Here is a 26,303-nt window from a genome sequence, read left to right on the forward strand (position 1 = left end):
GCGCCGTGGACCTCACTTCAGAAGCGTTTGCAGCCCCACCGTCTCCGCACGGTAAGAACTCGCCCCCATACCCCATCCCTTCCCTGACCCGATAATGAGCGTCTTGGCACTGGGGCTCCAGGAATACGACACCGATATCATTGGAAGGTCGAGGTTCAAGGTGTCTGACACTCCCCCGAAATCGCTCGCATTGCTCGCCGTCGTCATGACGATTCCCATACTCACTCCCGCCGTCACGCCCACGGCCGTTGCTCCTGAGTCCTGCTCGGGGTCGCTATAGAACTCCGTAGGAGAACCATCCGTCCGGTCCGTCTTGGAGAAGATGCCTCCCGTAAAGGTCATCGCCTGCTCGGACTCCAAGGTTTGATTATCGACAAACGTCATCAACTGCCCGGAGCCTTGCCCCGAACTCTTGAGACTCAAGGTCTCATAGAGATAGTCGACGACCCATGTGAAACCCGCGCCGAACGACATGCCCAGGCCGACATTGCCGTCCGGGTCCGAGAAGCCCACGGGGTTACCATAAGCGTATGAATAGATGGGGACACTCCGTCCTGACTTGGCTTGTCCCTCGACCCATTGAGGCTCCCTCATCATCAACTCGGCGCCCAGGTACCGCCCGCTGTTCGGCTCGTAGAACCGGTTCCAGTTCTCGAAGAAGCCGGTCTCCTCGTCGTGGTACTGCCCCGGGAAGCGCAGCGGTGTCCACACGGGCGTCGCCCCCGCCTGGAACCGCCGGTACTCCACGCTCCCCAGCGCTGCATCCTGAGTAGCGCCCGAGGTCGACGCGGACTGGAATCTCACCTGCGCGGTCCCTGTGGAGCTCGGCACCACCCACCGGGAGACAGCTCCTCCCGCCGTCACATTCGACATCAGCGTCGACGGACCATCCACCCCGTTCAGCAGGGTTCCACCACTGTCCGCGAGATAGACGCCGCTTCCTCCCTGCACGTCCAGGATGGGGAACCGGGCCCGCATCTGCGTCACCAGTGCCCCCGAGTGCGGAACCTGTGCCGTCGCCATCAGCGCATCCTGCCCCGTCGCCAGCACGGGCGAGTCCGCCACGAGCGTCGTGCGATTGACGTGCCCGTAAGGGTCGTAGTCCGCGACGCCTGTCACGCGCCGATAGGAGTCGAGAGCCAGGACCGGCTTCCCCAGACCATCCGCCACCAGGAAATAGAGCCCACAAGGCGCGGGCACCCCGTTTCGAGGGCAATCCCCCTCGAAGTCCTGCATGCGCTGCCCGGCCTGGTTGAACCCCACCTTGAAGAAGCCAATCGGCTTGCCGGCAAGCCAGATGTACTCGTCATGGACCGGCTTCGCGGTGCTCGGATTGAGCGTCGTGTTCCCCCAATCCTCGAGCAGTCGCGTCCCCTCGTGGAAGTACTCGTCTTCAAGGACACCTTCCGCGGTGCAGACGTCATAACGCTTCAGGCGCCTGCGCCCCGCGGAATCATAGAAATACTCGTAGCCACGATCCTCGCTGTCCGCCACCTGGCGATAGACGGCGCCAATCGCCGCATGCTTCCCATCCGTGGTCGCATCCAGCGTCCATGCATGGAAGGGTGACGAGACGTTGTCCGTCCGGTTCTTGTAGGTCGCAATCCGGTTCACACGGCCATCCGGGTCGTATGTGAAACGCTGGGTCACACCGAGCCGGGGCGGGCAGACCGAGCCTCCACACTCCGCCCCCTCCAGGTAGCGCGAGGTCAACTGGTCCACGCGCGAACCGCCGCTCGCGTACTCCCCCTTGAAGCGCCATCCCTCCTGCACATCCAGCAGCCGGTTCCCACGCGCATCGTACTGGTAGGCCCGGCTCCCAAAGGCACCGCCCGCCGTCGCCGAGGCATTCGCGACCCGATGCGCATGCTTCAACTGCAGCCGTGCGTCGTAGCCCGATGCCCCGCTGCTCGCCTCCGCATAGCGAACCGAGGTGGGCGGCCCACTTCCCGTCTCGAGGATGCAGGTGTCCTCCTGGAGGAGCTGGTCTGCCTTCCAGGTGTAGGCTCGCTTGAAGATGTCCCCCAGCGCGCCACCCGCCTCCAAGCGAGACACGGTGAGACCGAAGAGCCGTCCCGTCGTATCACCACCGCCCGCGAACGCGGCGCTGCTGCAACTGGACAAGGGCTGGTTCGTCCCGCTGATGTGGTACTCGACCCGGGCCTTCTGCGCTCCAGCAGCCGCTTTCGGCGCGATGAGGACATAGGAACGAACCCCACCAAACGGCTCCCACCGGACATCCTCCACGATTCGCAGCGACTGGTTCCATGCCACGCCGCTGAAGAGCACGACGTCCACGGACTCAATCTGGTGGGAGCGCCCCGTCTCGCTCGAGAAATAGTTGTAGCTCAGGATGCGCCCCCCCGGATACGCCTCCGACAGCAACCGCCCCGCGTTGTCGTAGTAGCGCGCCGAGCTCGGGACCAGGCGATTGCCAGACTCGTAGCAGATGTCCGTGCGAGGCGGGATTCCGGGCAGCGGCCTGTTTCGAGCGACGTTCACGACATTGCCGTGCGAGTCATACCGGAACCAGGTGTCCCCCAATGAATCCGTGAGCGCCTGAGCGCGTCCCATGGCCTTCGAAGGCCAGGAGGGCGCAAAACCGGGGCATCCCCAGGGAGGCGTCAGCGTCCGGTCGTAGAAGTATTCAAAGAGTGTCTTCCGGGACTCGACGCTCCCCACGAATTCGACGGCCTCCGACTTCAGGAGCCGCTTCATCTGGTCATAGCTGTTCTCGACCCACTGCAGCGGGGTGGCGGCGGCCATGGCCGGCGTCTGCTTGCGGATGAGATTCCCCGCCACATCGTACTGGTAATGGAAGCGCCCACGGCCCACGGGCCCACCCACGCTCTCCGCCGGGCCCGAGCCCCAGGGTGCATCGACCCGTACGACATTGCCAAAATCGTCGTGACGGAACCCGAGCAGCGGCTGAGTACACTGGCTGCAATCCCCCACCGTTCCGCTGCCCCTCGGGCATCCCTGGCGAACACCCTCCAGGTTGCCAGCCTTGTCATAGGACAGGCACATCTTGACCGCCTCACCCGTCGAACTCGAGCCGTCCACCGGCTCCAACAACCCGACGAGTCGATTCAACCGGTCGTACGCGAAGGCCTTGCAGTGAGGACTCGCGGGCTGGCGAGGAACTCCCTCTCCCAGGCTGTTGGGGTCGAAGCCTCCACACCAGGGCGCGGGGTCGACGGCCTCCGGCTGGTAGGGCTGCCCCAACCCCACCCGGTTGCCCTGGGTGTCGAAGAGACTCGTCTGCGTATACCGGAGGTCCGACGCGAGGGCTGGTCCAGCCGCGCCCCAGGCTTCGAAGGTCTGCCGTTCCAGGGGGTCCCTGTCATAGAAGCGGGTGCGCCGTATCTGGTTCGTCTCGTCCCGGTAGGTCTCGCTGCGCAGCTTCCCCAGGTGATAGGTGTAATCGACGCGTTCGGTATGAGTCACCCCCGTTCGCCATCTGGACGTGGCCTTCCACTGCAACAGGGTCGTGAGCTGACCGCCCATGCAGCCCTGGCCGGGCAGGGTGTTCTTCCGGAAGCACAACACCTCGTAGCGCCCATCCGGATGTCTCACGTAGTCACCGTGCGTGGCGTTGTCGTCGTAGCCATACTCCGTCGTCGCCTGGAGCTGCGTGTCTCCGGCCGCGGCGATCTTCCGCACCAGCCTCCGACCCTCGAACTCGAACCGCGTCGCGGTTCCATTGGCATCCGTCATCTGCAGCAGCCGACCACGGGCGTCGTAGTCGTCATAGGTGGTGACGACGGGCGTGGACCCACAACCCGCCGGATAGACGCTCTTCGACTTCAGGTGCCCTGCACGGTCATCCACGGCGGTGGCGTCCCAGTAGTCGTAGGTGGTGATGGGGACGACCACCCCCGCCGTGCACGCCGTCGACGTGAGTCCCGCGACCCCACAAGGTCCCATCACCGTCCGGATACGCCCCTGTGCGTCCGCCACGGGCTGCGCCGCGCACACGTCATGCGTCAGGTAGTAGGTACCCACCGCGCGAGCCTCCCGGCTCCAGGAGTTCGACGCGGGAGCGACCGTCATCGTGTAGCCGCTGCGCACGACGCCCAGGAGCCGATTCGTGATGGGGTCGTATTGACGCCGCACCTCCACCTTGAGGCTGGGGTCGTCAGCACTGAAGGCGGAGGCCACCGAGTCGGACTCCACCAGTTGTTCGAAGGCACGCCGCACCGCGGGGCGGCCCGCTCCACCGTAGAGATAGGTGTACTCCTTCTCCAGCAAGGCCGAACCTCCGTCCGGAGTCGCCGCCCCAAGAAGGACCTTGCGCAGCTCCGCGGGAGGCAAGAAGGCCTTCCCCAACATGCTCGGGGCCAGCTCCTGCTGGTAGATGGTCCGTCCTCCATTGGGATGGAGCACGCTGCCCGCGGCCTCCACCGTACGCACGACGTTCACCTCGAGCGGCTTGACGTTCCAGGAAGACTGAGTGGCGGGAAACTCCACGCCAAGACAGGGGACATCACATTGAACGGTGGTCATCTGGTTGGATAGGACAACGCCCTGGTCCCCCACCGGGTCACTGCCCGCCAGCCGCGTCCTGAACCGCGACATGACCTGGTTCACGAAATAGCCACTGCCATCCCCCACGCTTCGACCATGGGTGGTGAAGTACTGGTCCTGATTCGTGCAGGACCCCGTCGCGGAGAAGACTCCCGGCGCACACCCGTTCGCCTCCGCTGTGATGAAGTAGCGATTCTTCGCGACGGAGTCACCCAGGCCATCTGAGTCCTCCAGCACGGTGCCTCGCGCCGTGAGCACCTGGTGGACGACCTGCACCCCATCCTTGCGAATGCTCCAGACGCCCGCGTCTCCCTCCCGATAGGCATATTCCAGCGTGGAGCCCGTCACGGGGCCCCCGCTCTGATCCGGCCACTCCACTCCCGACAGCAGTCCCGCCACGGGCTGGAGGCCACCATCGGTGGAAAGCGGCTCGTACTGATAGGTCACGACGGACGGCTCGACAGTGCCATCCCGGCCCACGACGTCCACCGAGCTCAGGACGCACTCGTGCGTCTTGTAAACGAGTTCGGGAACCCGGGACGGGAGGCGCTGATAACGAAACACCATCCGGGCCCCATTCGCCGCGCTCACGGACCTGAGCAACTCGGCATTCGCTCCCACGGTCTGGGAGATTTCCTGAGGGGTTCCCTGCCTGCACTCGGAGGGGAGTTCATAGGACAGGCGCGCGACGCGCCGGTGGCACGAAGCCGCAACGTCCGCACCCGCGTCCTCCACATACTCAACGGGACAGGAGGACTCATCGTATTGAAGCGACTCGATGTAGCGCAGCCGCCAGATGCCGGCCCCAGGCGGCCCGTTCGGGTCCTCCTGCATGTAGACGTAGCGCCCATCCTTGGCATGGACAATCAGGTCTCCATCCACCAGTTGAAGGCGAAAGTCCTGCAGCGAGCCATTCGAGCCAAAGCAGCCATTCTGCTCGCAGAAGTCGAACGTCACCTTCGTGCCCGCGGGTCCACCGTAGACATCCCAGTAGAAGCCTCCACAGACCTCACCCACGGGACACGGCAGGCCAAGGTCCTCCCTCAACTCGATGTGACTATGGAAGTTGTGCGTCCAGCGCAGCCTCGGCTTGACGGGATTGGAAGTGGCCGGTCCCGCGACGTTGCCGAAGGGGGAGACCACCCCGCTTCCCTCCCATGAGCCCAGGGACGGACCCGCCATGCGTCTCAGCGAAATCGAGCCGAGCGGCCCCTTGAGGGAGACATCGACGTGTGAATAGCTGGGCTTGAGCGCCCCGAGCGTGACAGGGCTCTCCACGGAAGCGCCATACTCCCCTGGACCCGCGAGCGGTGGCTGGGGACTGACGGTGAGTTCATCCACCTTGTTCGACAGTTCCTCGTCGGTCAGGACGCCATCGTCATCCACGGCCCATGCACCCACCGCCGAGAGCATCCCTCCCACCAGGACGGCTACGACTGCCCGGCGCATCCGGAATCCCCGCCAGCTCTCTGTCTTTCGCGACATCCCAACCCTCGCTCACACAAACGTTTGGAGATACTTCGCCCCACGCGCCCATTCCGGGACACGCCTCGCGTCCTCGGTCAGACGTCCCGTCACTCAGATGCCTGTGTCTTGGCGCCCTACAAGAAAGCCTGGCTTCACCCGCCGCTGGATGGAGGTCTGCAGACGGACTCCGTCGAACCCGGCACGATGCTCACGCAACGCCATCCCGACGGACACTTCACGTCCTGCTGACACCACTCGCTACAGACGCGCCCCGAGCCACCCGGTCCCCTCACCTGAATGCACACTCCACTCAGACACTCCGCACCGCCGTGCTGAGCACAATCCTCACCGAGTGTCTTGGTCGCGACCTGCTGCGTCGGAGCGGGTCGCCATTCGCGCACGACTGGGCTTGCTTCCTTCACGGCCTCTGGCTGCGGCTCAGGCCCTGAATCGCACCCCAGGAATCCCAACATGGCCAGAGCCGCCGAGGCGACCACGCCTCTCCAATGCCCACGCAGCCGCCTCTCGCAACCGACACGGCCACCGCCCGTCCGAACCATCTTCCCTCTCCCCTGAGCCCGCATTCCGTCTCTCCGCGGAATGGCCCTACGACAGCCAAGTGTTGAGCACTCTACAGGCTCATCCTGACACTGGCGATAGGGAAGACACACAATTTCTCGATGTAAGAATCATGCCGGAGCCATGAGCAAACCATGACTTGGCACGGTGCCTGCGATACGGGGGCCCAGGCCAGACAGCCTCAAGTCCGCCATTGATTCAGGAATTACCAGCAATACCCAGCCAATCAACTGGGGTTGATGGCCGTTCTCCCCCTGGGGTTGGCGACTTCATCGGCGGCTCGGCGAGCAGGGCCGCGCCAATGGCTCCCGACAGCTCTCCCAACTCCGCCATCAATACCGGGGGCTGACGCTCGGGCATGAAGATGTGGGGGCGCATGGCCTCGTGCAGCCGGTCCGCGTATTCCTCACCCAACCTCGTGCCCAGGCCGCCTCCCAGGATGACCGCATCCACGTCGGTCAGGTTGATGGCCGAAGCAATCCCCACCCCCATCATCCGCAGCGCCCGGTCGATGAGCTTCGTGGCCAGCCCGTCCTTTTCTTCCAGCGCCTTCTTCCAGATGCTGCTCGTCAGGCGCATGCGCTGCTTCTTCTTCATCAGCTCGAAGAGGACCGTCTTCTCGCCCTCCTCCTCGGCCTTGCGCGCATCGCGCTCCAGGCTCGCACGCCCGGCGTAGGCTTCCATGCAGCCCCGGCGGCCACAGCCACAGCGCGCCCCGTCTGGCTTCACCACCATGTGGCCGACTTCACCCGCCGCCCCACGGCCCCTCCAGGGCACCCCGTTCAACACCAGCCCCCCGCCCACGCCCGTGCCCCACCACACGCCCAGCACCGAGCGATAGGGCCTCCCCGCCCCCAGGCGATACTCCGCGGCGACCGCCACCTGGACGTCGTTGCCCAGCACCACCCGGCCGTGCACCAGGTCCGAGAGGTCACTCGCCATGGGATAGGGCTCCGTCCATCCACGCCCCACGTTGCTCACCCGAGCCAGCGTCCCCGCATTCGCGTCCACCGCGCCGGGCGCTCCCACGCCCACGCCCGCGAGCCGCCGCGAGGACAGCCCCGCCGTCACCGCCGCTTCCTCCAGCGTCCCATACATCTCCCGGACCACCTCCCCCGGCTTGCCCTGCACCGGCGTCGGATGGCGGGCATGGCCTATCGGCTTGCCTGTCTCATCGATAATGACCGCCTCTATCTTGGTTCCCCCCAGGTCGATGCCACCCCAAGCCTTCACCGTGCCACGGGTCGGCACTCCACGGCCCTTCTCCGTTCCCACCGAGCGAACCTCGTCCATGTCGTGCCTCCGGCAGCCACGCGCATGCGCACGTCCCCTGGAAGATGCGCAGCCTCGGCTCGACTTCCGTCACCCGCTCGCCAGGCAGGTCGTCGACATGGCGGCGGAGAGCGTACGAGCGGGCGAGGACACGGATGCCGCTTGGGAGAGCGGTCCTGCGAGTCCGCGGACTACCGCCCCGTGAGGCGCCGAAACACCTGCGTCACCGCCAGCTTCGGAAGGAAGCCCAGCAGGTACCGCCAGCGCGGCACCTCCAGGTGGAACGGCAGGCCGCGCCGATACAGGTCCAACGCGAGGTCCATTCGCCGGTGCTCGACCATCACATGCGAGACGTGCCGCGTGGCATAGAGCAACATCTCCAGTCGCTCACGCCTCCGCTCGGCCCCGCCCGGATAGCGCCCCAGGCGCTCCTGCATCAACTGGTACGCCATGCCCTGGTGGCTCGACTCCAGCATCGTCGACTCGGAGCCGTCGTGCCTGCGGTAGCCCACCATGACCGGCGTCCGCACCCACGCGAAGCCCGGCTCCGTCCCCAGCCGGAACAACAGGTCATAGTCCTCCGCGACGATGCGCAGCGGCGTGAAGCCCTCCACGCGCTTGAGCGCCTCCGTCCTCACCGCCAACACGCAGGCCGTGCGCGGAGTCCGGTCCAGCGCGCTCGCCAGATAGTCCGTGAACAGCGAGGCCCGCACGGGCTCCCGAGCCACCCGGGCCAGCTCCTCTTCATCACGGAAGGTCACCGACGTGCCCATCACCACCATCGGCGCGCCGTGCTCCTCCAGCACCTGCCGGTAGGACGCCAGCGTCCACGGGAACCACAGGTCGTCGCTGTCCAGGAACACCACGTACGCACCCCGGGCCGCCTGGATGCCCCGGTTGCGCGCGGCGCCGGGGCCCGCGTTGGACTGCTGGAGCACCCTCACCCGCTCGCCCAGCCGCGCGAGAACCTCCAGCGTGTCGTCCTGGGAGCCGTCGTCCACGACGAGCACCTCGTAGTCCCGCTCCTCCTGCGCGAACACGGAGGCCAGCGTCCGCTCCAGCAGCCGCGCCCTGTTGTAGGTGGGGATGACGACGGAGAAGAAGGGCATGTCAGAGCCGCGTCCGCAGCCCCATCTCGGAGATGCGCAGGAAGGTGGCGAGCTGCCGCCGGTACTCCGGAAGCGCCATGCGTCCGCGCAACAGCGTCTGCGTCAACACCAGCGAGTTGTACGGCAGCGTCCCCACCAGGATGGCGCGCAGCATCCACTCGCGCAGCCGGCCGTGGTGCTTGCGGAAGTAGGCCACCCGCGTGCGCCACAGCTCGATTCGCACCTTGTCAGGCCCCGTGGCGGACGGACGGAACGAGCGGCTCGTCAGGTGTGTAATCACCGCCTCCGGACAGAACGCCACCTCCCAGCCCGCCTGCCATGCCCGGACGCACCAGTCCGTGTCCTCCGTGTTGCCCAAGGGAGACAGCTCCTCGTCGAGCAACCCCACCTCCGCCAGCGTCTCCTCCCGCACGACGATGCAGGCCCCCAGCACCCAGCTCACCCGCGCATCCTCATGGCCGTACTGCGCGGGGTCGATGTCCTTGTGCTTCAGGAAGTGCAAGGGACGCGGCAGGAACACGAGGTCGAACAACTGCCCGGACAACGACATGGGCCGGAAGGTGCAGTTCTGGATGGTGCCATCCGCGTTCAACAGCCGCGCACCCGCCATGCCCACGCGCGGATTCTCATCCATGAAACGGACGAGCGAATCGAACGCGTCCTCATGGACGAGGGTGTCGTCATTGAAGATGCAGAAGTAGCGCCCTCGCGCCTGTCGCAGCACCTGGTTGTGATTGGCGGAGAAGCCCTTGCGCGCGGAGTTGAAGAGCCAGCGCACCTGGGGGAAGTCGCGTCGCATCGCCTCCACGCCGCGACCGTCCGTGGCGTTGTCCACCACCCACACCTCGAAGGTGCACTGCCGCGTCGTCTCGTACAGCGTCCGCAGGCAGTCGTGCAGCAACTCCGGGTTGCTGTGGTTGACGATGGAGATGACCAGGTCCGGCTTCGTCATCGGATGCCTCACGTCCCTCTCATGACACCGGGCTCGCCGGAACAACCCGAGCGGCCCGCCGCGCTCGGACAAACGCGAGGATGTCTCGCAACTCGCCCAGGAGCGAGAGCGTCCCCGGCAACAGCTCCCGCACGAGCACCAGCACCAAGAACACCGCCGTCCCCACCGCCCAGCCCGACAGCCCGCCATCTCGAATCCACAGGTGCACCACCAGGAAGGCCGCCGACACGAGCAGCCCCACGGTCACCAGGGGCTCCACCACCTGGAGCACCAGCCCGCGCAGCGCCGGGTTGAGCCGCGACACGCGCCACGCCGTCACCCAGACCTCCACCAGCGACACCACCAGGCCCACGGGCCCCACGCTCGCCAGGCCGAAGCGGTGGATGGCCCAGGTGCCGATGCTCCACTTCACCGCGCCCACGCCCACGACGACGGCCAGCCGCTCCCAGGGGCGGCCTCCCGCGTTCTGCGCGGTGGCGAGCAGGCCCGTCAACACGATGAGCAGACACTCCAGGCTGAACCACTGCACCAGCGGTACCGCGGCGGCCCACCGCTGGCCGAAGAACAGCGGCACCAGCACGGGCATCCCGAGCACCGCCACGGGGAGCGTCAGCAACAGCACCGCGGCCAGCCGCCGCAGCGAGGTGCGCAGGTACTCCGCGAAGCCCTCGGGGTCATCCTGCAACCGGCAGTAGGCAGGGAAGGCCACGCGGTTGAGGACGACACTGAGCATCATCGGCGTGGAGGCCAGCGCCCAGGCCCAGTTCACCAACCCCACGGCGTCCTTGCCGAGCACCTTCCCCACCACCAGCGGCACCCAGCCCGCCACCACCGCCGCCACGAGCGGAGGCAGCTGGAAGGCCAGTCCGAAACCCAGGAGCCGCCGCAGCACGTCCATCCGGAACGTTCCGCGCGGGCGCCACGGCGAAGCCCAGGCGATACACACCAACCCCACCACGCCTCGAACCAGGGCCCCCAGCGCCAGCGCCCACGCCCCCAGGCCCGCCGCCGCCATGGCCAGCGTGCTGGCCACCTGGGCCACGTTCTCCGCCAGCTCCGCCCGCGCGATGGCCGGAAAGGCCAGCCGCCGCTCCAGCGCCATCAGCGGAATCACGCGCAGCGAGGACAGGAACAACCCCAGCGCCATGGCCCACACCATGGGCACCGCCCCTTCGCCCAGGGCGTAGCCCTCCGTGAGCTGGGGGGCCAACGCACAGACGACGGCGACGATGACGGCGGTGAGCGCCTGGTGGCACCAGAAGATGGTGAACGTCTCATCCCGCGTGGGCTCGTGGGGCTGACGCACCAGCGCCGCGCTCAGCCCCAGGTCCCCCAGGAACACCCCCAGCGAGGCCGCATAGGCGACGATGCCGAACAGGCCGTAGTCCGAGGGAAACAGCAACCGGGAGAGCGCCAGGGCGCTCACCACCCGCAGGCCCTGCGAAGCCATGGTCCGCGCCACGAGCACGACCATGCCCTTCAGGGCACGGGCCTTGACGTCGCCAGTGTCCACGTCAGGTGCGGCGGTCGCGGTCATCGCAAGGGGGACAGCCCGCTCCCGGGCATCAACGACGAGGGCCGACCCACGTGGACGGCGCCCGCTCGATGCTACCGGGGCCGTCCCACCCCCACAAGCAATGCAGGGGCGTCGGGACAGTGGGCCAGCGGCTCGACTGCTCGGGTGCCCGCCCATGTGGTTGCCACCCAGGAAGCCCCGGGGCTACGGTCCGCCGCGCATGTCACCGAGCCACTCCCTCTTCCAGTTCCTCAAGCGCGAGGTGCTCGTCAGCGAGCACGAAGTCTTCCACCGCACGCTGCGGGACACGCTGGTGGGCTCGTGCGACAGCGTGCTCGATATCGGCTGCGGCTCAGGCTCTCCGCTGAAGAAAATCTCACACCTGTTCTCGCGCACCGTGGGCGTCGATGGCTACCCGGCGAGCATCGAGCGCAGCCGCGCGGCGGGCATCCATCAGGAATACCACTGCATGGACCTGCTCGAGGTCGGCAAGCACTTCGCGCCCAAGAGCTTCGATGCGGTCATCGCGCTGGACGTCATCGAGCACTTCGAGAAGCCCGAGGGATATCGGCTGCTGGAGATGATGGAGTCGCTCGCGCGCAAGCGCGTCGTCGTCTTCACCCCCAACGGCTTTCTTCCCCAGGACGAATGGGACAACAACGTCCATCAGGTCCACCGCTCCGGCTGGGAGGTCTATGACTTCGAGCTGCGCGGCTATCGCGTCACCGGCATGAGCGGCTGGAAGCCCCTGCGCGGTGACTTCGCGCTGCCACGCCTCCGCCCCGCGCGACTGGGCAGCCGGCTGTCCATCCTCACCGAGCCCTTCGCCACGCGCTTTCCCCAGCACGCCTTCCAGCTCCTCGCCGTCCGCGACCTGGAAGCCTCCTGAGCCGTGACCTCCTCCGGCGACGCACGGGGCGATGACAGGCCCGTCTCGTGGCACCTGCTCACAGGGGAGTATCCACCCCAGCCGGGCGGCGTCAGTGATTACTCCCGACTGGTGGCGCAATCCCTCGCACGGGCCGGACAGCAAGTGCATGTCTGGGCTCCTGGCGACCTGGAGGTGCGCGAAGAGCACGGCGTCACCCTTCACCGCATCCCGGGACTCTTCACACCACCGGGGCTCGTGCGCCTGACACGTGCGCTGAGCCACCACCCTGCGCCACGTCGGCTGTTGCTCCAGTACGTGCCCCATGCCTTTGGCCTGAAGGCGATGAACGTGCCCTTCTGCGCGTGGTTCGCCGCGCGTCGCCAGGATGAGCGCTGGGTCTTCTTCCACGAAATCGTGTACCCCTGGAGCCTCTCGGCCGCGCCACGCCATCAATTGCTCGCGGGTGTCACCCGGGTGATGGCGCGACTGGTGGGCGAGGTGGCGGACCGCGCCTTCGTGTCCATTCCCTCCTGGGCGGAGCACCTGCCCTCGCGCCTCCGCCACCGCGCGGAGTGGTGCCCCGTTCCCAGCAACATCCCCACCGAGGTGCCAGCGGCCTCCCTCGCGGCGACGCAAGCGGCGCTGGGCGCGGGCCCGTGGCTGGGACACTTCGGCACCTATGGCTCGCACCTCCGCGGGCCTCTGGCTGCCGTCCTGGTGCCGCTGCTTCGCGCGGACGGACAGCGCAAGGCGCTGCTGCTGGGCCGAGGCAGTCAGGGGTTCGCCCAGGAACTGGGAGCCCGCCATCCGGAGCTCGCCTCACGATTCCAGTCCCGAGATGCCCTGGCCCCCGAGGACCTCGCTGCACATCTCGCGGCCGTGGACCTGCTGGTCCAGCCGTACCTGGATGGCGTGAGTTCGCGCCGCTCGACGACCATGGCGGGAGTCGCCCTGGGCCGTCCGGTCGCCACCCAGACGGGTCACCTCACCGAGCCCATCTGGCGGGAATCAGGCGCCGTCGCCCTGGCGGAAGGCACCACTCCAGAGGCGCTCGTCGCCCTTTCGGAGCGGCTGCTGTCCCAGCCCGAGGAGCGCGCGGCATTGGGCGCACGCGCGGCCCGGCTGTACCGCGAGCGCTTCGCGCTGGAGCGCACCGTGGAAACCCTGCTGCGCACGCCCCCGTGATTCCCGAGCCGCGACGCCGTCCTCGTGGCATCGTCTCCAACACCTCTTCACTCGCGCACTCCATGGCCCTTCACGCTCCAGGGAACCTCCCGTGACGTCCTCCGCGCCCCTCCGACTCGCGGTGCTCATGGACCCTCGCGAGGAGGGCTGGCACAGCATGGACCTCGTGGGGGAGTCACTCCTCGACGGACTGGCCGCCTATCCGGACGAAGTCTCGGCGCGAGCGCTGCGCCCCGCCCTGCCCTCCATGGTGCGTCGGCTCCCACGTCTGGACTCACATCGCGCGGCTTTCAACGCGGACCGCCTCCTCACCCGTTTCGGGCTCTATCCCGCGCGCGCACTGCTGGCACGGCCCCGGTTCGAGGCGTTCCACATCGTGGACCACTCCTACGCGCAGCTCGTCCATGCGCTCCCTGCTTCACGCACCGGCGTCTATTGCCACGATTTGGATGCGTTCCGCTCCGTCGTGGAGCCGCACCGTGAAGCCCGCCCCGCGTGGTTCCGCCTGATGGCGAGGACTCAACTCCGTGGGCTCGAACGCGCCGCCATCGTCTTCCACAACTCCCAGGCCGTGCGCGCGGAGCTGCTCGCCCATGGGCTGGTGGACCCGGCTCGCCTCGTCTGGGCGCCGCTCGGCACGGCTCCCGAGTACCGCGAGGAGCCCGCTCCAGGAGACCACAGTCGGGACGTGCTCGCACCCCTGGCGGGCCGGCCCTATCTGCTCCACGTGGGCAGCGCGATTCCTCGCAAGCGTCTGGACGTGCTCTTCGACGTCTTCGCCGCGCTGCGCTCCCGCCACCCTGACTTGTGCCTCGTCCAGCAAGGGGGCGCCCTGGACTCGGCGCAGCGGGAGCACGTCGCGCGACTCGGCATCGGCGACGCCTTGTTCCAACCTCCGTTCCAGCAGCGCGCCACGCTCGCGGGCCTGTACCGCGGCGCGAAGGCCGTGCTCATCACCAGCGAGGCAGAGGGCTTCGGACTCCCGCTCATCGAGGCCCTCGCCTGCGGTGCCCCCGTGGTGGCCAGCGACCTGCCCGTGCTTCGCGAAGTAGGTGAGGCCACCTGCCTCTACTGTCCCGTCGGAGACCTCTCCGCGTGGACCGAGACGGTCGACTCGCTCCTCACCGGACGCATGTCACCTCCACCGCGCTCCGCCCGCCTCGCCCGCGCGGGACAGTTCACGTGGACGGCCCACACGCGCGCCATCCTGGATGCGTATCAGCGACTCCCCCGCTGACTCACAGGAGCGAAGGCAGCGTGACGTGGTGCTCGATGAACGCACCCGCGCGGATGTCGATGGAGCTGCTGTGAGAGGCCTTGCGGCCATGGCCCCGCACTTCCAACCGGTGGGTGCCCTCGGGCAGCTCCAGCACATACTTCTCACCGTGGCTCTTGCCATCCACGAACACCTCCTGGAGCGGAGGCCCGTTCACCTTGAGCACCACCGTGCCCATTCCCCCAGGCGCGGTCTTCTGGACACGCGCGCGAGGCGAATCGCGGCGGGCCGCGCGCGTCCGGGCCTGTGACAGGAAGGCCCAACCACCCACCAGGACCACCAGCGCCAGCGCGCCGCCCATCAACAGCTTGCGTGAGCGCAGCGGGCGCAAGGCCTTGTGGTCCAGCGACGTCGCCTCCAGCAACATCGTGGGCGTCACCAGGACATTCGTCGGACGGTCGGACTCGGAGATGGCCGCACGGCGGCCTCGCCCTCGGCGCCCTGCCTTTCCCTTCATCAAGGGAAGGGCCTGGAGCAGCTCCGTGGCACGGACGTCCGGAGGAAGCACGGAGAGGCGGGTCGCCCCTTCGGAGAACCCCGCGAGGACCAGCTTCAGCTCGCGACGCACGGCCTCCGCGGACGCGGGACGCGCGGACGGCTCCTTCGCCAGGAGCCTCATCACCAGGGCCTCCAGCGCGGAGTTCACCTGCCGGTGCTTGGAGAGCGGCGGCGGCGGCGTGCGGACGTGGTGCACGACGATGGCCATGGCCGACTCGCCCTCGAAGGGCAGTCGCCGCGTCAGCAGCTCGTAGGCGATGACCCCCACGGCATACAGGTCCGTCTGCGGACTGACTTCATGCCCACAGGCCTGCTCCGGCGCGATGTACTCAGGCGTCCCCACCATGGCGTTGGCGTGCGTCTGCGGCGTGCTGCCGAACGGCGCCTCACTGCGCTTGGCGATGCCGAAGTCGAGCACCTTGACGGACTCACTGCCGTCGGCCTCGCGCACCATGAAGACATTGCCCGGCTTGAGGTCGCGGTGGATGACGCCCACGCCATGCGCCGCGGCCAACGCGCTCAGCAGCGCGTCCAGAATCTTGATGACCTCCGCTTCCAGCATGGGGGCACGCTGGTGGATGACCTCATCCAGCGGAGTGCCCTCCAGGTACTCCATCACCAGGTACTGCCCCACGTCGGGGATGGTGCCAAAGCCGATGATGTCGATGATGCCGCGATGACGGATGGCCGCCGCCGAGCGCGCCTCCGTGGCCAGGTCTCGCGCCCGGCCGACCTCGACGAAGTCCGGGCGGATCACCTTGATGGCGACCCTGCGTCCGATGACCGCGTGCTCTCCCTCGTAGACGATGCCCATGCCACCGCGACCGATGCGACGCTTGATGAGGTAGTCGCCCACCTTCGTGCCCACCAGCACGTCGCGGGTGACGGACTCCTCCCACTTCATCGCCCGGGCCGCGTACGCGGCGGGAACACCCTCCACCAGGGGCCGCACGGGCTCCGACACCTGATGCCGCTCACGCTTGAACGTGGCCTCGTCCGTGTCCTCTTCCGAGTCCGGGCGATACGCACCGGCCCGCGCCACGACGCCGCCTCGAAACACCTCTTGCGGGCATACCGTCACACCCGGTCGATGGTCCGCCCCACAGCGCGGGCATTTTCGAGATGGGCTCATCGTCCCGTCCATCATCGCCCGGCACGCCCGGTGGAAGCCATCTCACTGAAACCCGATGCGGGTCCGTATCAGACCGCTTTCCTGGGTTCACTCATCTGGCTTGATTTCTCCGGTGATTGACGGGTCCGGAGGGCTCTGCTTCGGTCACAGGCGCGTGCGCGTCCTCTTCCTCAATCCCGTGGGCATCCTCGGTGGCGCCGAGCGCGCGTTGTTGGACCTGATGGCCTGCCTGCGCCAGTTGGACCCGGGGCTGTCCCTCCTCCTGCTCGCGGGCTCCGAGGGACCGCTGGTGGACGCGGCGCGGACCCTGGGCGTCGACGCCAGACTCCTCCCGCTTCCGCGGGAGCTGTCCACCCTGGGCGACAGCGCTCTGCGGGGTCCTACCTCCTGGGAGACGTGGCGCTTCGCGCGCAGCCTCTTGCCCGCGCCCGCGCTGCTGGCCGGTTACGGCCGTGCGCTGCGTCAGGAAGTCGCGAGCCTGCGTCCGGACCTGCTGCACTCCAATGGCATCAAGACCCACCTGTTGAGTCCCGTCACGGCGGGCCTGCCGCTCAAGCGCGTCTGGCACATCCACGACTTCTTGAGTGAGCGGCCCCTGGTGCGGCGCGCGCTGGGCACGCTGGCGCCACTGGCATCGGCGGCCATCGCCAACTCGAACGCCGTGGGTGAGGACGCGCGCGGGGTGCTCGGCCGGGTGCCCGTGCATGTCGTCTACAACGGCGTGGACACGGAGCGCTTCGCCCCGGGTGTCCCGGCGGACCTGGACGCACTCGCGGGAATGCCCCCCGCTCCTCCAGGCACGCTGCGCGTGGGGCTGGTGGCCACCTATGCGCGCTGGAAGGGACAGGGCGTCTTCCTCGAAGCGGCGGCGGCGCTGACGCGTCTGGAACCGACGATGTCCGTGCGCTTCTACGTGGTGGGCGCGCCGCTGTACCAGACGCCGGGCTCCCAGTTCACCGAGGCCGAGCTGCGCCAGCTCATCGACCACTGGAAGCTCTCCGGACGCGTGGGGCTGGTGCCCTTCCAGACGGAGCCCGCCGCCGTCTACCGCGCCCTGGACGTCTTCGTGCACGCCAGCACCCGGCGGGAGCCCTTCGGACTCACCATCGCGGAGGCCCTGGCCTGCGCGCGGCCCGCCATCGTCTCTCGCGCGAGCGGCGCGGCCGAGGCCCTCACCGACGGCACGGATGTCCTCACTGTTCCACCTGGAGACTCACGGCCCCTGGTGGCGGCGCTGAGACGCCTGCTGACGGACGCGCCGTTGCGTGAGCGATTGGGCGTGGCGGCTCGGCGGACGGCCGTGGAGCGCTTCTCCCGCGAGCGCTATGCGCGCGAGATTCTCGACGTGTACCGGACGCTGCTGGACAAGCGCTGAGTTGACCGCCCTCGGGGGCTCTGGTTTGGTCCCCCGCTCATCGGAGCACCCGTGCAGCGGCCTCGCAGACTCGTCACCGTCTCGCACTCGTACGTCGTCACCCTCAACCGGCGCCTCGCCAACGAGCTGGCCCGCGTCGGCGGAGCGGCATGGGACGTCACCGCCGTGGCGCCCCGCTTCTTTCACGGCGACCTTGGCCCCATCCACCTGAAGCCCGGCCCCTACGAGGCGGCGAAGGTCGAAGGCGTCCGCGTCTTCCTGAGCCGCTCTCCGCACGCCTTCGTCTATGGCCCGGAGCTGCGCGAGCACCTCCGAGGCGCGGACCTGGTCCATGTCTGGGAGGAGCCCTACGTCCTCGCGGGCCTCGAGGCGGCGATGCTCACCCCTCGCCACGTACCCTTCGTCTTCAGCACGTTCCAGAACCTCTCCAAGCGCTATCCCCCACCCTTCGCCCAGTCGGAGCGCTTCGTCGTGCGGCGCAGCGCGGGCTGGGTGGCCTGGGGCGAGACGGTGAAGGACAACCTGCTCGGTCGACCGGGCTATGCGTCACGCCCCACGCGAGTCATCCCCGTGGGCGTGGACACGGAGCTGTTCCGCCCCGACCGCGCCTCGGGAGCAGCCGTGCGACGCGAGCTGGGCTGGGAGAGCGATGGGCCTCCCGTGGTGGGCTACCTGGGACGCTTCGTTCCCGAGAAGGGCCTGTCCCTGTTGATGCGGGCGCTGGAGCAGCTCCAGAGCCCCTGGCGCGCGCTGTTCACGGGAGGAGGACCTCAGGAGGCGGAGCTGCGCGCCTGGGCCGCGCGCCAGGGAGACCGCGTGCGCGTGCTCACCGGTGTGTCCCATGACGGCGTACCGCGCGTACTCAACGCCATGGATGTGCTCTGCGCGCCCAGCCAGACGACGCCCTGGTGGAAGGAGCAGTTCGGCCGCATGCTCTCCGAAGCCTGCGCGTGCGGCGTGCCGGTGCTGGGAAGCGACTCCGGCGAAATCCCGCACACCGTGGGCGACGCGGGGCTCGTGCTGCCGGAGGCGGATACCTCCGCGTGGACTCTCGCGCTGGGAGCGCTGCTGGAGAGTCCGGAGCGACGACAGGAGCTGGCCACCCGAAGCCGCGAGCGCGCCGTCACCCGCTTCGCATGGCCCGTCGTCGCCCGCGCGCATCTGGACTTCTTCGACGAGCTGCTCGCGCGGCGCTGAGGCTCAGCCTTCCCGCTCCATCACCTGGACGAGCGAGGCGGCCATGTCGTCCCAGCTCCACGCGCGGAGCTTCTCGGACAGGGCCGCCACATGCGGAGCCCAGGTCGCCTCGTGCTCCCGCCAGGACTCCAGCGCGCGGACCAGTCCCTCCACGTCATCCGGGTCGTCCAGCAGGAGTCCCCGCAGCGCTGCCGGGTAGCGCTCCGCCACGCCCGCCGAGCGGCTCACCAGGGCGGGCAATCCGGCGCACAGCGCCTCGTGCACGCCGAGTCCGTAGGCCTCGTAACGGGTGGGCGCCACCAGCAGGTCCGCCGCCGACAGCAGCGTGGGGACATCGCGGCGGAAGCCGAGGAACTCGATGCGCTGGGACAAGCCTCGCACCCGCGCCTCGTGCTCCCATGCCTCGCGCTGCGCGCCCACGCCCACCACCTTGAGGTCCACGCTCCAGTCTTCTCGCGCGCACAGCCGCGCCCAGGCGTGGAAGAGGGAGTCGAAGCCCTTGCGGCTGTCACCGAGCGCCCCCACGAAGAGGGCCACGCGCCGCTGCTCCGCCCAGCCCAGGGCCGTACGCGCCGCGCGCTTCTCCTCGGGCGACACCGGATGGAACCGCTCCGCGTCGCTGCCGTAGTAGACGACGTGCACGCGCGCCTCGGGCACTCCCGTGGCCGCCACCAGGTCCGTCCGAGTCCGCTCGGAGTTGGCGATGATGAGGTTCGAGCGCCACAGCGCCTTGCGCTCCTCGCGCACGAAGTGCTCGTGACTCACCCGGCCCTTGAGCCTGCGCAGCGCGCCGCCCACCGGCTCCGAGACATAGGCCCCGTGGACGTAGTGCACCCAGTTGGCGCCAGGGACGACGCAGTTGCCACCATTGGCCAGGACGCGGCCTCCCTCGGCGCGCGTGCGCAGGGCCCAGGCTCGGCCCAGGGCGTCCAGCAACGGCTCGCCCAGCAGATAGGAGTCCGCGGGCTTGGGCACGCGCACGAAGCGCACGTTGGGGAAGCCGAGCAGCTCGTCCGCCACGCGGTGCGCCACCAGTCGCACGGGGCCGCCTTGTTTCGCCAGCCAGAGGGCGAGCGCGAGGTTGGCCCGGTCCATGCCACCGGTGGCTACGAAGTCACCGGCGATGAGCGTGTAGGGTCTTCGCATGAGTCCAGGCGCCAAAGAGCGCCGCGTTGAGCAGCCAGAACTCCATGCCCACCTGGCTCGTGAAGAAGGGATAGCTGAAGGTCAGCGCCAGCGCGCCCAGGTTGTACGCGAAGATGACGCTTCCCCACAGCCAGAACTCCTCGCCCAGGTCCTCTCGACGCCGCGCCATGCGCAGCACCCACGTCATCGTCACGAGCATCCCCAGCGGATAGAGCACTATCACCAGCACGCCGCCGTCGTAGACCCACGCCGTCCACTGGATTTCCGCCCACAAACCCGGGTGCTCCGGGTCGGAGTTGTCTCCGAAGTACGCATTGGGCATGCCGTAGCGGCCCAGGCCCGCGCCCAGCGGATACTCTGGCAACAGGTGCTCGAAGGTCCCCTCCAGGAAGTGTCCCCGGTTGCTGCGGTAGACCTCCTCGGGCCGCGCGGCGAACAAGGAGTCCCAGCGCGACTGCACCGCGTCGCCACCCACCGCGACGGCCCAGCCGAAGGCGAACACGGCCGCCCCGCCCACCACGGCGAACAGCTTCGCCAGCCGCGCCACGCGGCCCGTGAGCGTGAGCATGAAGGCCAGCGCCGCCAGACAGACGACGAGCATCAGCGCAATCGCGCGAACCTGGCACAGGTAGAGGCTGAGCAACCCCAACAGGATGCCGCCAGCGCTCAGCCCGCGCGTCAGCCCGCGACGCGACGACAGCAGGAAGCCGCTGCCAAGCAACACCGCGTAGAACGCGCCCGTCGCCGCGCCACCCGGCATGTCCGTCAGCCCCATGGGCCGGAAGACACGCTCGCCGCTCGCTGTCTCGAACTCCAGGCCACGCAGGTACGACTCCCCTTGAGCCTGCACGGCGGAGGAGAGCGCGGGCTGGAAGCGGCCCGGGAAGTAGACCTGGAGCACGCCCACCGTCGCGCTCGCCGTGTTGAAGAAGAACAGGAGCGCGAGCGTGAGGCGGAATACCTTGGGGTCGATGGACAGCCGCGTCACCCAGAGCAACGGGGCGATGATGGAGAGCTGGATGCCGAGCTGCGCCGCCGCCCCGAGTGGACTGACCGTGCCCGGGTTGAAGAAGTTGAGCGCGGTGATGCCCAGCGCGCCCATCACGAAGGGCAGGGCTGGATGTCTCAGGCCACGTCCCGGCACCAACACCAGCAACGCCAGGCTCATACCGAAGGCCAGGATGCGCACCACCACGCGCAGCGGGGAGATGGCCTCCACCAGCAAGGAGACCTGACAGGTCATCAGCAGGAGGATGAACAGCGGCACCAGCTTGCTCGACGACAGCAGGCCCGTCCTGGGTGCGGCCTTCCGCTCCGTCCTTGGAGGCGCGGAGGTCACCACCTCCAGCGGCGCGTCCGGAGCGCGCCGCACGAACCTGCGCCCGAGCACGCCCGGCCCCTGGAGCCCCGGTCTCACCGGGAGCGGTGGGCGCGGAGCACTCACGCGGCCACTCCGGGAACGGACACGACGGAGCGCAGGTCCTCGTCCAGGCTCGCGAGGAAGGCCTCAGGCGCGCAGAGCATCGCCGCGCGAGCGGGCCCGCCCGCGCCGAGCCTTCGCCGGGCCTCCGCGTCGACCACCAGTCGCAGGAGCGCGGAGGCCAGCGCACCAGCTTCTGGCGCGACGAGCCTGCCGCACGTCTCGTCCACGATTTCCAAGGGGCCGCCCAGCGCGGTCGTCACCACGGGAAGGCCCGCCTGGAGCGCCTCGACGAACGCGAGACCGAAAGGCTCGGGCGACGTGTTGGGCTGACAGTGCAGGTCCGCCGCGCGCAGCAACCGGGGCACGTCCGAGCGCTGCCCGAGGAACCGCACCCGCCCCTCCAACCCGAGCGCCTTCGACTGCGCGACAAGACCGTCCAGATACCGCGTCTCCTCCTCGCGTTGCGCGCCCCCCGCAATCCACAGTCGCCACCCTCGCGCCTCGCGCATGCGGCCCAGGGCCTCGAGCAACAACCGATGCCCCTTCCACGCCTGCATCCGGCTGGCGTGGATGATGACCACGTCGTCCTCACCCGCGCCCAGGTCCGCGCGCAGCAAGGTCCGCTCCGCTGCCTCCGGCACGCGCGCGGCCTCGGGGACCAACGGGTGCCTCACCCGGTACGAGGCCCGGGGATAGACGCGCTCCAGCGAGCGCGCGGTGAAGGCGCTGTTGGACAGCACGAGGTCCGGAGGAGTGACACTTGCCCAGCGCTCCAGCCAGTGCGCACCGGAGAGCGCGTCGTGCTGGAAGAACACCAGCGGGACGCTGTACGCGCGCGCCACCGGGCCGAACAGCGCCTGGGGCCAGGCCGCGTGACAGACCACCGCCGAGTACTCGCCCTGCTTCAGCAGCGCCCCCAGGGCCCGACGCGTGCGCCACACCGTCCAGGGATGGCCCACCCTCGCGTGCCCCAACAGATGCACTGTCGCGCCCGCGGCGCGCAGCTCGTCGGCCAGGCGGCCCTCGAAGCACAGCGCATACTCGTGCACGGTGCCTTCCGGGTGACGCGACGACACGCGCGCCAGCGAGACGAGGAAGGACTCGATGCCGCCGTAGAGATTGCCACTGTAGACGTGCAGCGCGCGCATGACGGGCCTCAGGCGCTCCCCGACGCCGCATGACGCTGGGGCACCTCGGAAGGCCCCTCCACCACCGGCACCGGACGCCCCAGCGCCTCCGAGTACAACGTGAGACTGCGCGTGGCCATGACGTCGTGCCGCAGTTCCGCCTCCGCCCGCGCCCGCGCGCCGCGCCCGAGTTGCTCCGCCAAGCCCGGCTCCTCCACCAGTCGCCGCGCCGCGCGCGCCAGCGCATGCGCGTCTCCCACCGGCACCGTCAGCCCCGTCTCCTCATGCCGGCTCACCCACGGCACCCCCGAGTGCGCAATCGCGGTGTTCAGCACGGGCAGGCCGCACGCCATGGCCTCCGCCTGCGACAGCCCATACGCCTCGCTGCGCGCATTGCTCGGAAACCACAGCGCGGTGGCCGCGCGATACGCACCGGTGAGCGAGTCCGGAGGCAGATAGCCCGCCCACGTCACGCGGTCCGCCACGCCCAGCACCTTGGCTCTCGCGCGTGCCTCCTCCTCCAGCGGCCCCACGCCCACCACCATCAGCCGCCCGGGCACGTGCGTGAGGGCCTCCAGCGCGGTGAACAAGCCCTTGTAGTAGACAAGCCGCCCCACCACCAGCCACAGCGGCTCGCCCCCGGCTTCCTGGCGCCAGTGCGCCTCCGCCCTCAGCGCCTCCGCGGACGGCTGGAGATAGGGGCCCAGGTCGATGCCCAGCGGCAGCGCACGCACCTTGCTCCGGAACATCCTCAAGAGAGGGGAGCCGTGCACGTACGCCTCGCTGTCGGACAGAATCCGGCGCGCGCGCGTGTACAGCAGCAGCTCGAGCGGACGGAACAGCGCGCCCGCCACCCGCTGCCGGATGATGTCGCTGTGGTGGGTGATGAAGACGGCCGGGAGCCGGGGCACGCAATCCAGCGCGAGCAGCATGGTGGGGTTCGGCACGTGCAGGTGCACCACGTCCACGCCCCGCGCGAGCATCCGCCGCAACATCCCCGGCAGCTCCGGCAGCACGTCCATGCGCGCCACCGAGGCCCTGCGTCCCAGCCGCACCACGCGTACCGCGCCGTCCCACTCCTCACGCGTGGGGCTGCTGCCCCGGAACTCGTGACTCGTGTTCCCCGGGTCCATCGAGTGGTTGGCGCACAACACCTCCACCTGGGCGCCCTGCGCCGCCTGCGCGCGGGCCAGCGTCTGGACGTGGCTTTCGATTCCACCCGACGCGGGCGGATAGAACTTGCCCAGGTGCAACACCCGCAGGCCCGCTCCCACCCGGGGCGCGCTCACGACTGCGTCACCCCGTCCTTCGACTCCTCGGCGTACTGCCCGTAGCCCTGGTAGGCCAGATACGAGTCCCCGTAGCGCGGCGCCTTCAGGTCCACGTCGTTGAGGATGGCGCCGTACATGCGCGCCTGCACGTCCGCCAGCGAGCGCAGCGCGCGCCGCGCCGACTCGCGGTTCGTCTTGCCTGCCTTGAGCACCAGCACCACACCGTCACACTGCGTGGCCAGCACCGCCGCGTCCGCCACCGCGTTGAGGGGCGGGCTGTCCAGGATGACGCGGTCGAACTTCCCCGCCGCCGCCTTCAAGAGTTCCGCGAAGGCGCGCGTGTGCAGCAGCTCCGCCGGGTTGGGCGGAATGGGGCCGCACGGAAGGACGAAGAGGCCAGGCACCTCGGTGCTCTTCACCGCCGCGTCCAGCGTGCCCTCGCCCACCACCAGCGAGGAGATGCCCAGCTCGTTGGGCACCCCGAAGGCGCGGTGCAGCCGGGGCCTGCGCATGTCCGTGTCCAGCAGCAACACCCGGTTGCCGCTCTGGGCCATGGCCACGCCCAGGTTGATGCTCGTGGTGGACTTGCCCTCTTGAGGTCCGCTGGACGTCACCACCAACGTCTTGAAGGGCGTGTCCGGCGACATGAACAGGAGGTTGGTCCGGATGGCCCGGCAGCACTCCGCCACCGAAGACTTCGGCTCGCGGTGCACGTAGAGGTCCCGGTCCTTCGGCGCCCGACTGCCCTCGATGCGCGGCATCACGCCCAGGAACGCCAGCCCCAGCCGCTCCTCCACGTCCGCCTGCGTGGCCACGCTGTTCTCCAGCAGGTCGAGCAGCAGCGCCACGCCCAGGCCCGCGAGCAGCCCCATCACCAACCCCACCATCAGGTTGCGATTCACGTTCGGCTTGATGGGCGCGAACAGCGGCCGGGCCGGGTCCAGCACACGCACGTTGCTGGTGCGCAAGAGGCCCGACAGCTCGATGTCCTTGAGCCGCTTGAGCACCAGCTCGTAGAGCCGCTGGTTGTTGTCCGACTCGCGCTTGAGCCGGTCGTACTCGATGGACTTCTTGTTCACCTGGAACGCCTCGGCCTTGGCGTCGTCCAGGAGGCGCACCAGGTTCTTGCGCTGCGCCTCCGCCTCCGACAGCTCCGTCTCCGCGGAGCGCACCAGGTTGCGCAGGCTCTTGAGGAAGTCGCCCTGAATCACCGCCAGCTTGCCCTGGCACTCCAGGAGCTTCGGGTGCTCGGGCAGGTAGCGCTCGGACAGCTCCGCGCACGCCACGCGCACGTCCGTGTAGGCCTTCTTGAGGTCCTGGATGGAGCCGTCCTTGGCCCCCGGCAGCGCCTCCGCCCACAGCTCGTCCTCGGGCGACGCCTTGCGCAGCTTCTGGATGGCCTCCACTCGCGCCTGCATCGCGGCGATGCGGGTGCTCACCTCGGTGAGGTTCAGGTTGTAGCTGTTGATGCGGTCGCTGACGATGCTCATCCGCGACTCCAGCGACGTGGACAACATGTCCGCGTCCTTCTTGAAGTCGTAGACGGCCATCTCGCTCGCCTTGGACTGGTTCTCCAGGTCCTCCAGCCGCCCCTCCAGCCAGCTGCGCGCGTCCTCTGTCATCCGCAGCTTGAGCGCCAGGTTCTCCGCCATGTACGCGCCGGCCACCTCGTTGGCGAGCAGCGCGGCGCGCGGCGCGTCCAGGTCATCCACGGCGATGTTCATCACCCGCGAGTCCTTCGCGGGCAGCACGCGGATGCGCGACTGGAGCAACCCCACCGCGTCCGCGCCCTGCATCGCCTGCACCCGGGCCTTCTCGTCCTGCAGCCCCAGAAGCCCCAGGAAGCCCGCGTCCGTGGACAGCCCCAGCTTGTCCACCACCCGGCTGGCCACCGCGCGCGAGGTGATGATTTCGCTCTGCGTGGCGTAGTACTCCTTGTTGAACCAGTAGTTGCTGCGCTCCTCGCCCATGACCTCCTTCACCTCGCCGTCCAGGAAGCGAGGCGCCGTCACGTCGATGATGAGCGAGGTGCTGGCGGAGTAGATTTTGGGCTGGCGCAGCGTGTAGACGGCCGACAGCGCCGCCACCACCACCGCCACGCCGAGCACGACCCACTTGCGTCGCCACAGCGCCCGCGCGCGGAGCATCAATCCCGCGGGCGTCGGGCCGCTGCTACCACCGGCCGGGTCGAACACGGTTCCTTCCACGTCTTGTCTCCTGGAGCCTGGATTGCTTCGGTGCGGCCCCGTTCCGGCGGATGCCGGCCCCGACCTTCACCCACACCCGTGAAACAGCCATCGAGCGTGCCGTGTCCGCCCCGGGTTGTCCATCGTTCCGCCGTCGCCTGGAAGCTCCCCGTCCACCCTTCTTCCAGGGTGGA

The 26,303-nt window shown here is 68.6% G+C and carries 16 protein-coding genes; 5 read left to right on the plus strand and 11 right to left on the minus strand.

Annotated elements, in window-relative coordinates; genetic code table 11:
* Positions 1-12: 12 nt before the first annotated feature.
* From LZ199_RS18380 to LZ199_RS18400, 5 genes are all read right to left on the minus strand, one after another.
* Positions 13-6,012, minus strand: a complete 6,000-nt coding sequence (locus tag LZ199_RS18380) for an RHS repeat-associated core domain-containing protein (protein WP_253995017.1) — start codon at positions 6,010-6,012, stop codon at positions 13-15.
* A 759-nt stretch (positions 6,013-6,771) separates the two neighbouring features.
* The gene (locus LZ199_RS18385) at positions 6,772-7,866 is read right to left on the minus strand and encodes an ROK family protein (protein WP_253995018.1); all 1,095 of its coding nucleotides are present in this window, start codon (positions 7,864-7,866) and stop codon (positions 6,772-6,774) included.
* A 170-nt stretch (positions 7,867-8,036) separates the two neighbouring features.
* Positions 8,037-8,954, minus strand: coding sequence for a glycosyltransferase family 2 protein (locus tag LZ199_RS18390; RefSeq protein ID WP_253995019.1), 918 nt, complete (start codon positions 8,952-8,954; stop codon positions 8,037-8,039).
* A 1-nt stretch (position 8,955) separates the two neighbouring features.
* Positions 8,956-9,906: a glycosyltransferase family 2 protein gene (locus tag LZ199_RS18395; protein ID WP_253995020.1), complete on the minus strand. Its 951-nt coding sequence runs from the start codon at positions 9,904-9,906 to the stop codon at positions 8,956-8,958.
* A gap of 19 nt (positions 9,907-9,925) precedes the next feature.
* Entirely contained in the window at positions 9,926-11,443 is a 1,518-nt protein-coding gene (locus LZ199_RS18400) for an oligosaccharide flippase family protein (RefSeq protein ID WP_253995021.1), read from the minus strand.
* A gap of 199 nt (positions 11,444-11,642) precedes the next feature.
* Here LZ199_RS18400 and LZ199_RS18405 point away from each other — a divergent pair, with 199 nt between their 5' ends.
* From LZ199_RS18405 to LZ199_RS18415, 3 genes are all read left to right on the plus strand, one after another.
* Positions 11,643-12,311, plus strand: coding sequence for a class I SAM-dependent methyltransferase (locus LZ199_RS18405; protein ID WP_323389794.1), 669 nt, complete (start codon positions 11,643-11,645; stop codon positions 12,309-12,311).
* 3 nt (positions 12,312-12,314) lie between these two features.
* Positions 12,315-13,478 (plus strand): glycosyltransferase family protein, encoded by a 1,164-nt coding sequence (locus tag LZ199_RS18410; protein WP_253995023.1) that lies wholly within the window; start codon positions 12,315-12,317, stop codon positions 13,476-13,478.
* 127 nt (positions 13,479-13,605) lie between these two features.
* Positions 13,606-14,715 carry a glycosyltransferase gene (locus LZ199_RS18415; RefSeq protein ID WP_253995291.1) on the plus strand — a complete coding sequence of 370 codons (1,110 nt, stop codon included), beginning with the start codon at positions 13,606-13,608 and terminating at the stop codon, positions 14,713-14,715.
* A gap of 1 nt (position 14,716) precedes the next feature.
* On the opposite strand, the gene LZ199_RS18420 is transcribed toward LZ199_RS18415, so the two are convergent.
* A complete protein-coding gene (locus tag LZ199_RS18420) occupies positions 14,717-16,294 on the minus strand; it encodes a serine/threonine-protein kinase (protein ID WP_253995024.1) in 1,578 nt (525 codons plus the stop codon).
* Positions 16,295-16,538: 244 nt separating this feature from the next.
* On the opposite strand from LZ199_RS18420, the gene LZ199_RS18425 reads away from it, so the two are divergent.
* Both LZ199_RS18425 and LZ199_RS18430 read left to right on the plus strand, forming a co-directional pair.
* On the plus strand, positions 16,539-17,759 hold the full coding sequence (locus LZ199_RS18425) for a glycosyltransferase family 4 protein (protein ID WP_253995025.1): 1,221 nt from the start codon (positions 16,539-16,541) through the stop codon (positions 17,757-17,759).
* Between the two features lie 51 nt (positions 17,760-17,810).
* Positions 17,811-18,956 (plus strand): glycosyltransferase family 4 protein, encoded by a 1,146-nt coding sequence (locus tag LZ199_RS18430; protein ID WP_253995026.1) that lies wholly within the window; start codon positions 17,811-17,813, stop codon positions 18,954-18,956.
* A 3-nt stretch (positions 18,957-18,959) separates the two neighbouring features.
* Here the strand turns inward: LZ199_RS18430 and LZ199_RS18435 are convergent, their stop codons facing one another.
* Genes LZ199_RS18435 through LZ199_RS18455 form a run of 5 tightly spaced genes read right to left on the minus strand, consistent with a single transcriptional unit; the run spans position 18,960 to position 26,130 of the window.
* Complete coding sequence (locus LZ199_RS18435) at positions 18,960-20,102, minus strand: glycosyltransferase family 4 protein (RefSeq protein WP_253995027.1); 1,143 nt, start codon at positions 20,100-20,102, stop codon at positions 18,960-18,962.
* Positions 20,071-21,546, minus strand: a complete 1,476-nt coding sequence (locus tag LZ199_RS18440) for a hypothetical protein (RefSeq protein WP_253995028.1) — start codon at positions 21,544-21,546, stop codon at positions 20,071-20,073. The genes LZ199_RS18435 and LZ199_RS18440 overlap by 32 nt, the downstream gene beginning before the upstream one ends.
* A complete protein-coding gene (locus tag LZ199_RS18445; RefSeq protein ID WP_253995029.1) occupies positions 21,543-22,673 on the minus strand; it encodes a glycosyltransferase family 4 protein in 1,131 nt (376 codons plus the stop codon). The genes LZ199_RS18440 and LZ199_RS18445 overlap by 4 nt, the downstream gene beginning before the upstream one ends.
* An 8-nt stretch (positions 22,674-22,681) precedes the next feature.
* A complete protein-coding gene (locus tag LZ199_RS18450; RefSeq protein WP_253995030.1) occupies positions 22,682-23,941 on the minus strand; it encodes a glycosyltransferase in 1,260 nt (419 codons plus the stop codon).
* Entirely contained in the window at positions 23,938-26,130 is a 2,193-nt protein-coding gene (locus LZ199_RS18455; protein WP_253995031.1) for a GumC family protein, read from the minus strand. The genes LZ199_RS18450 and LZ199_RS18455 overlap by 4 nt, the downstream gene beginning before the upstream one ends.
* Positions 26,131-26,303: the final 173 nt, after the last annotated feature.

The organism is Myxococcus qinghaiensis, from assembly GCF_024198215.1.
Taxonomy (GTDB): Bacteria; Myxococcota; Myxococcia; order Myxococcales; family Myxococcaceae; genus Myxococcus; species Myxococcus qinghaiensis.

Coding starts and splice junctions, on each gene's coding strand:
- LZ199_RS18380 (WP_253995017.1), bottom strand. CDS start 6,012: ATGTCGCGAAAGACAGAGAGCTGGCGGGGATTCCGGATGCGCCGGGCA.
- LZ199_RS18385 (WP_253995018.1), bottom strand. CDS start 7,866: ATGGACGAGGTTCGCTCGGTGGGAACGGAGAAGGGCCGTGGAGTGCCG.
- LZ199_RS18390 (WP_253995019.1), bottom strand. CDS start 8,954: ATGCCCTTCTTCTCCGTCGTCATCCCCACCTACAACAGGGCGCGGCTG.
- LZ199_RS18395 (WP_253995020.1), bottom strand. CDS start 9,906: ATGACGAAGCCGGACCTGGTCATCTCCATCGTCAACCACAGCAACCCG.
- LZ199_RS18400 (WP_253995021.1), bottom strand. CDS start 11,443: ATGACCGCGACCGCCGCACCTGACGTGGACACTGGCGACGTCAAGGCC.
- LZ199_RS18405 (WP_323389794.1), top strand. CDS start 11,643: ATGTCACCGAGCCACTCCCTCTTCCAGTTCCTCAAGCGCGAGGTGCTC.
- LZ199_RS18415 (WP_253995291.1), top strand. CDS start 13,606: ATGGACCCTCGCGAGGAGGGCTGGCACAGCATGGACCTCGTGGGGGAG.
- LZ199_RS18435 (WP_253995027.1), bottom strand. CDS start 20,102: ATGCGAAGACCCTACACGCTCATCGCCGGTGACTTCGTAGCCACCGGT.
- LZ199_RS18445 (WP_253995029.1), bottom strand. CDS start 22,673: ATGCGCGCGCTGCACGTCTACAGTGGCAATCTCTACGGCGGCATCGAG.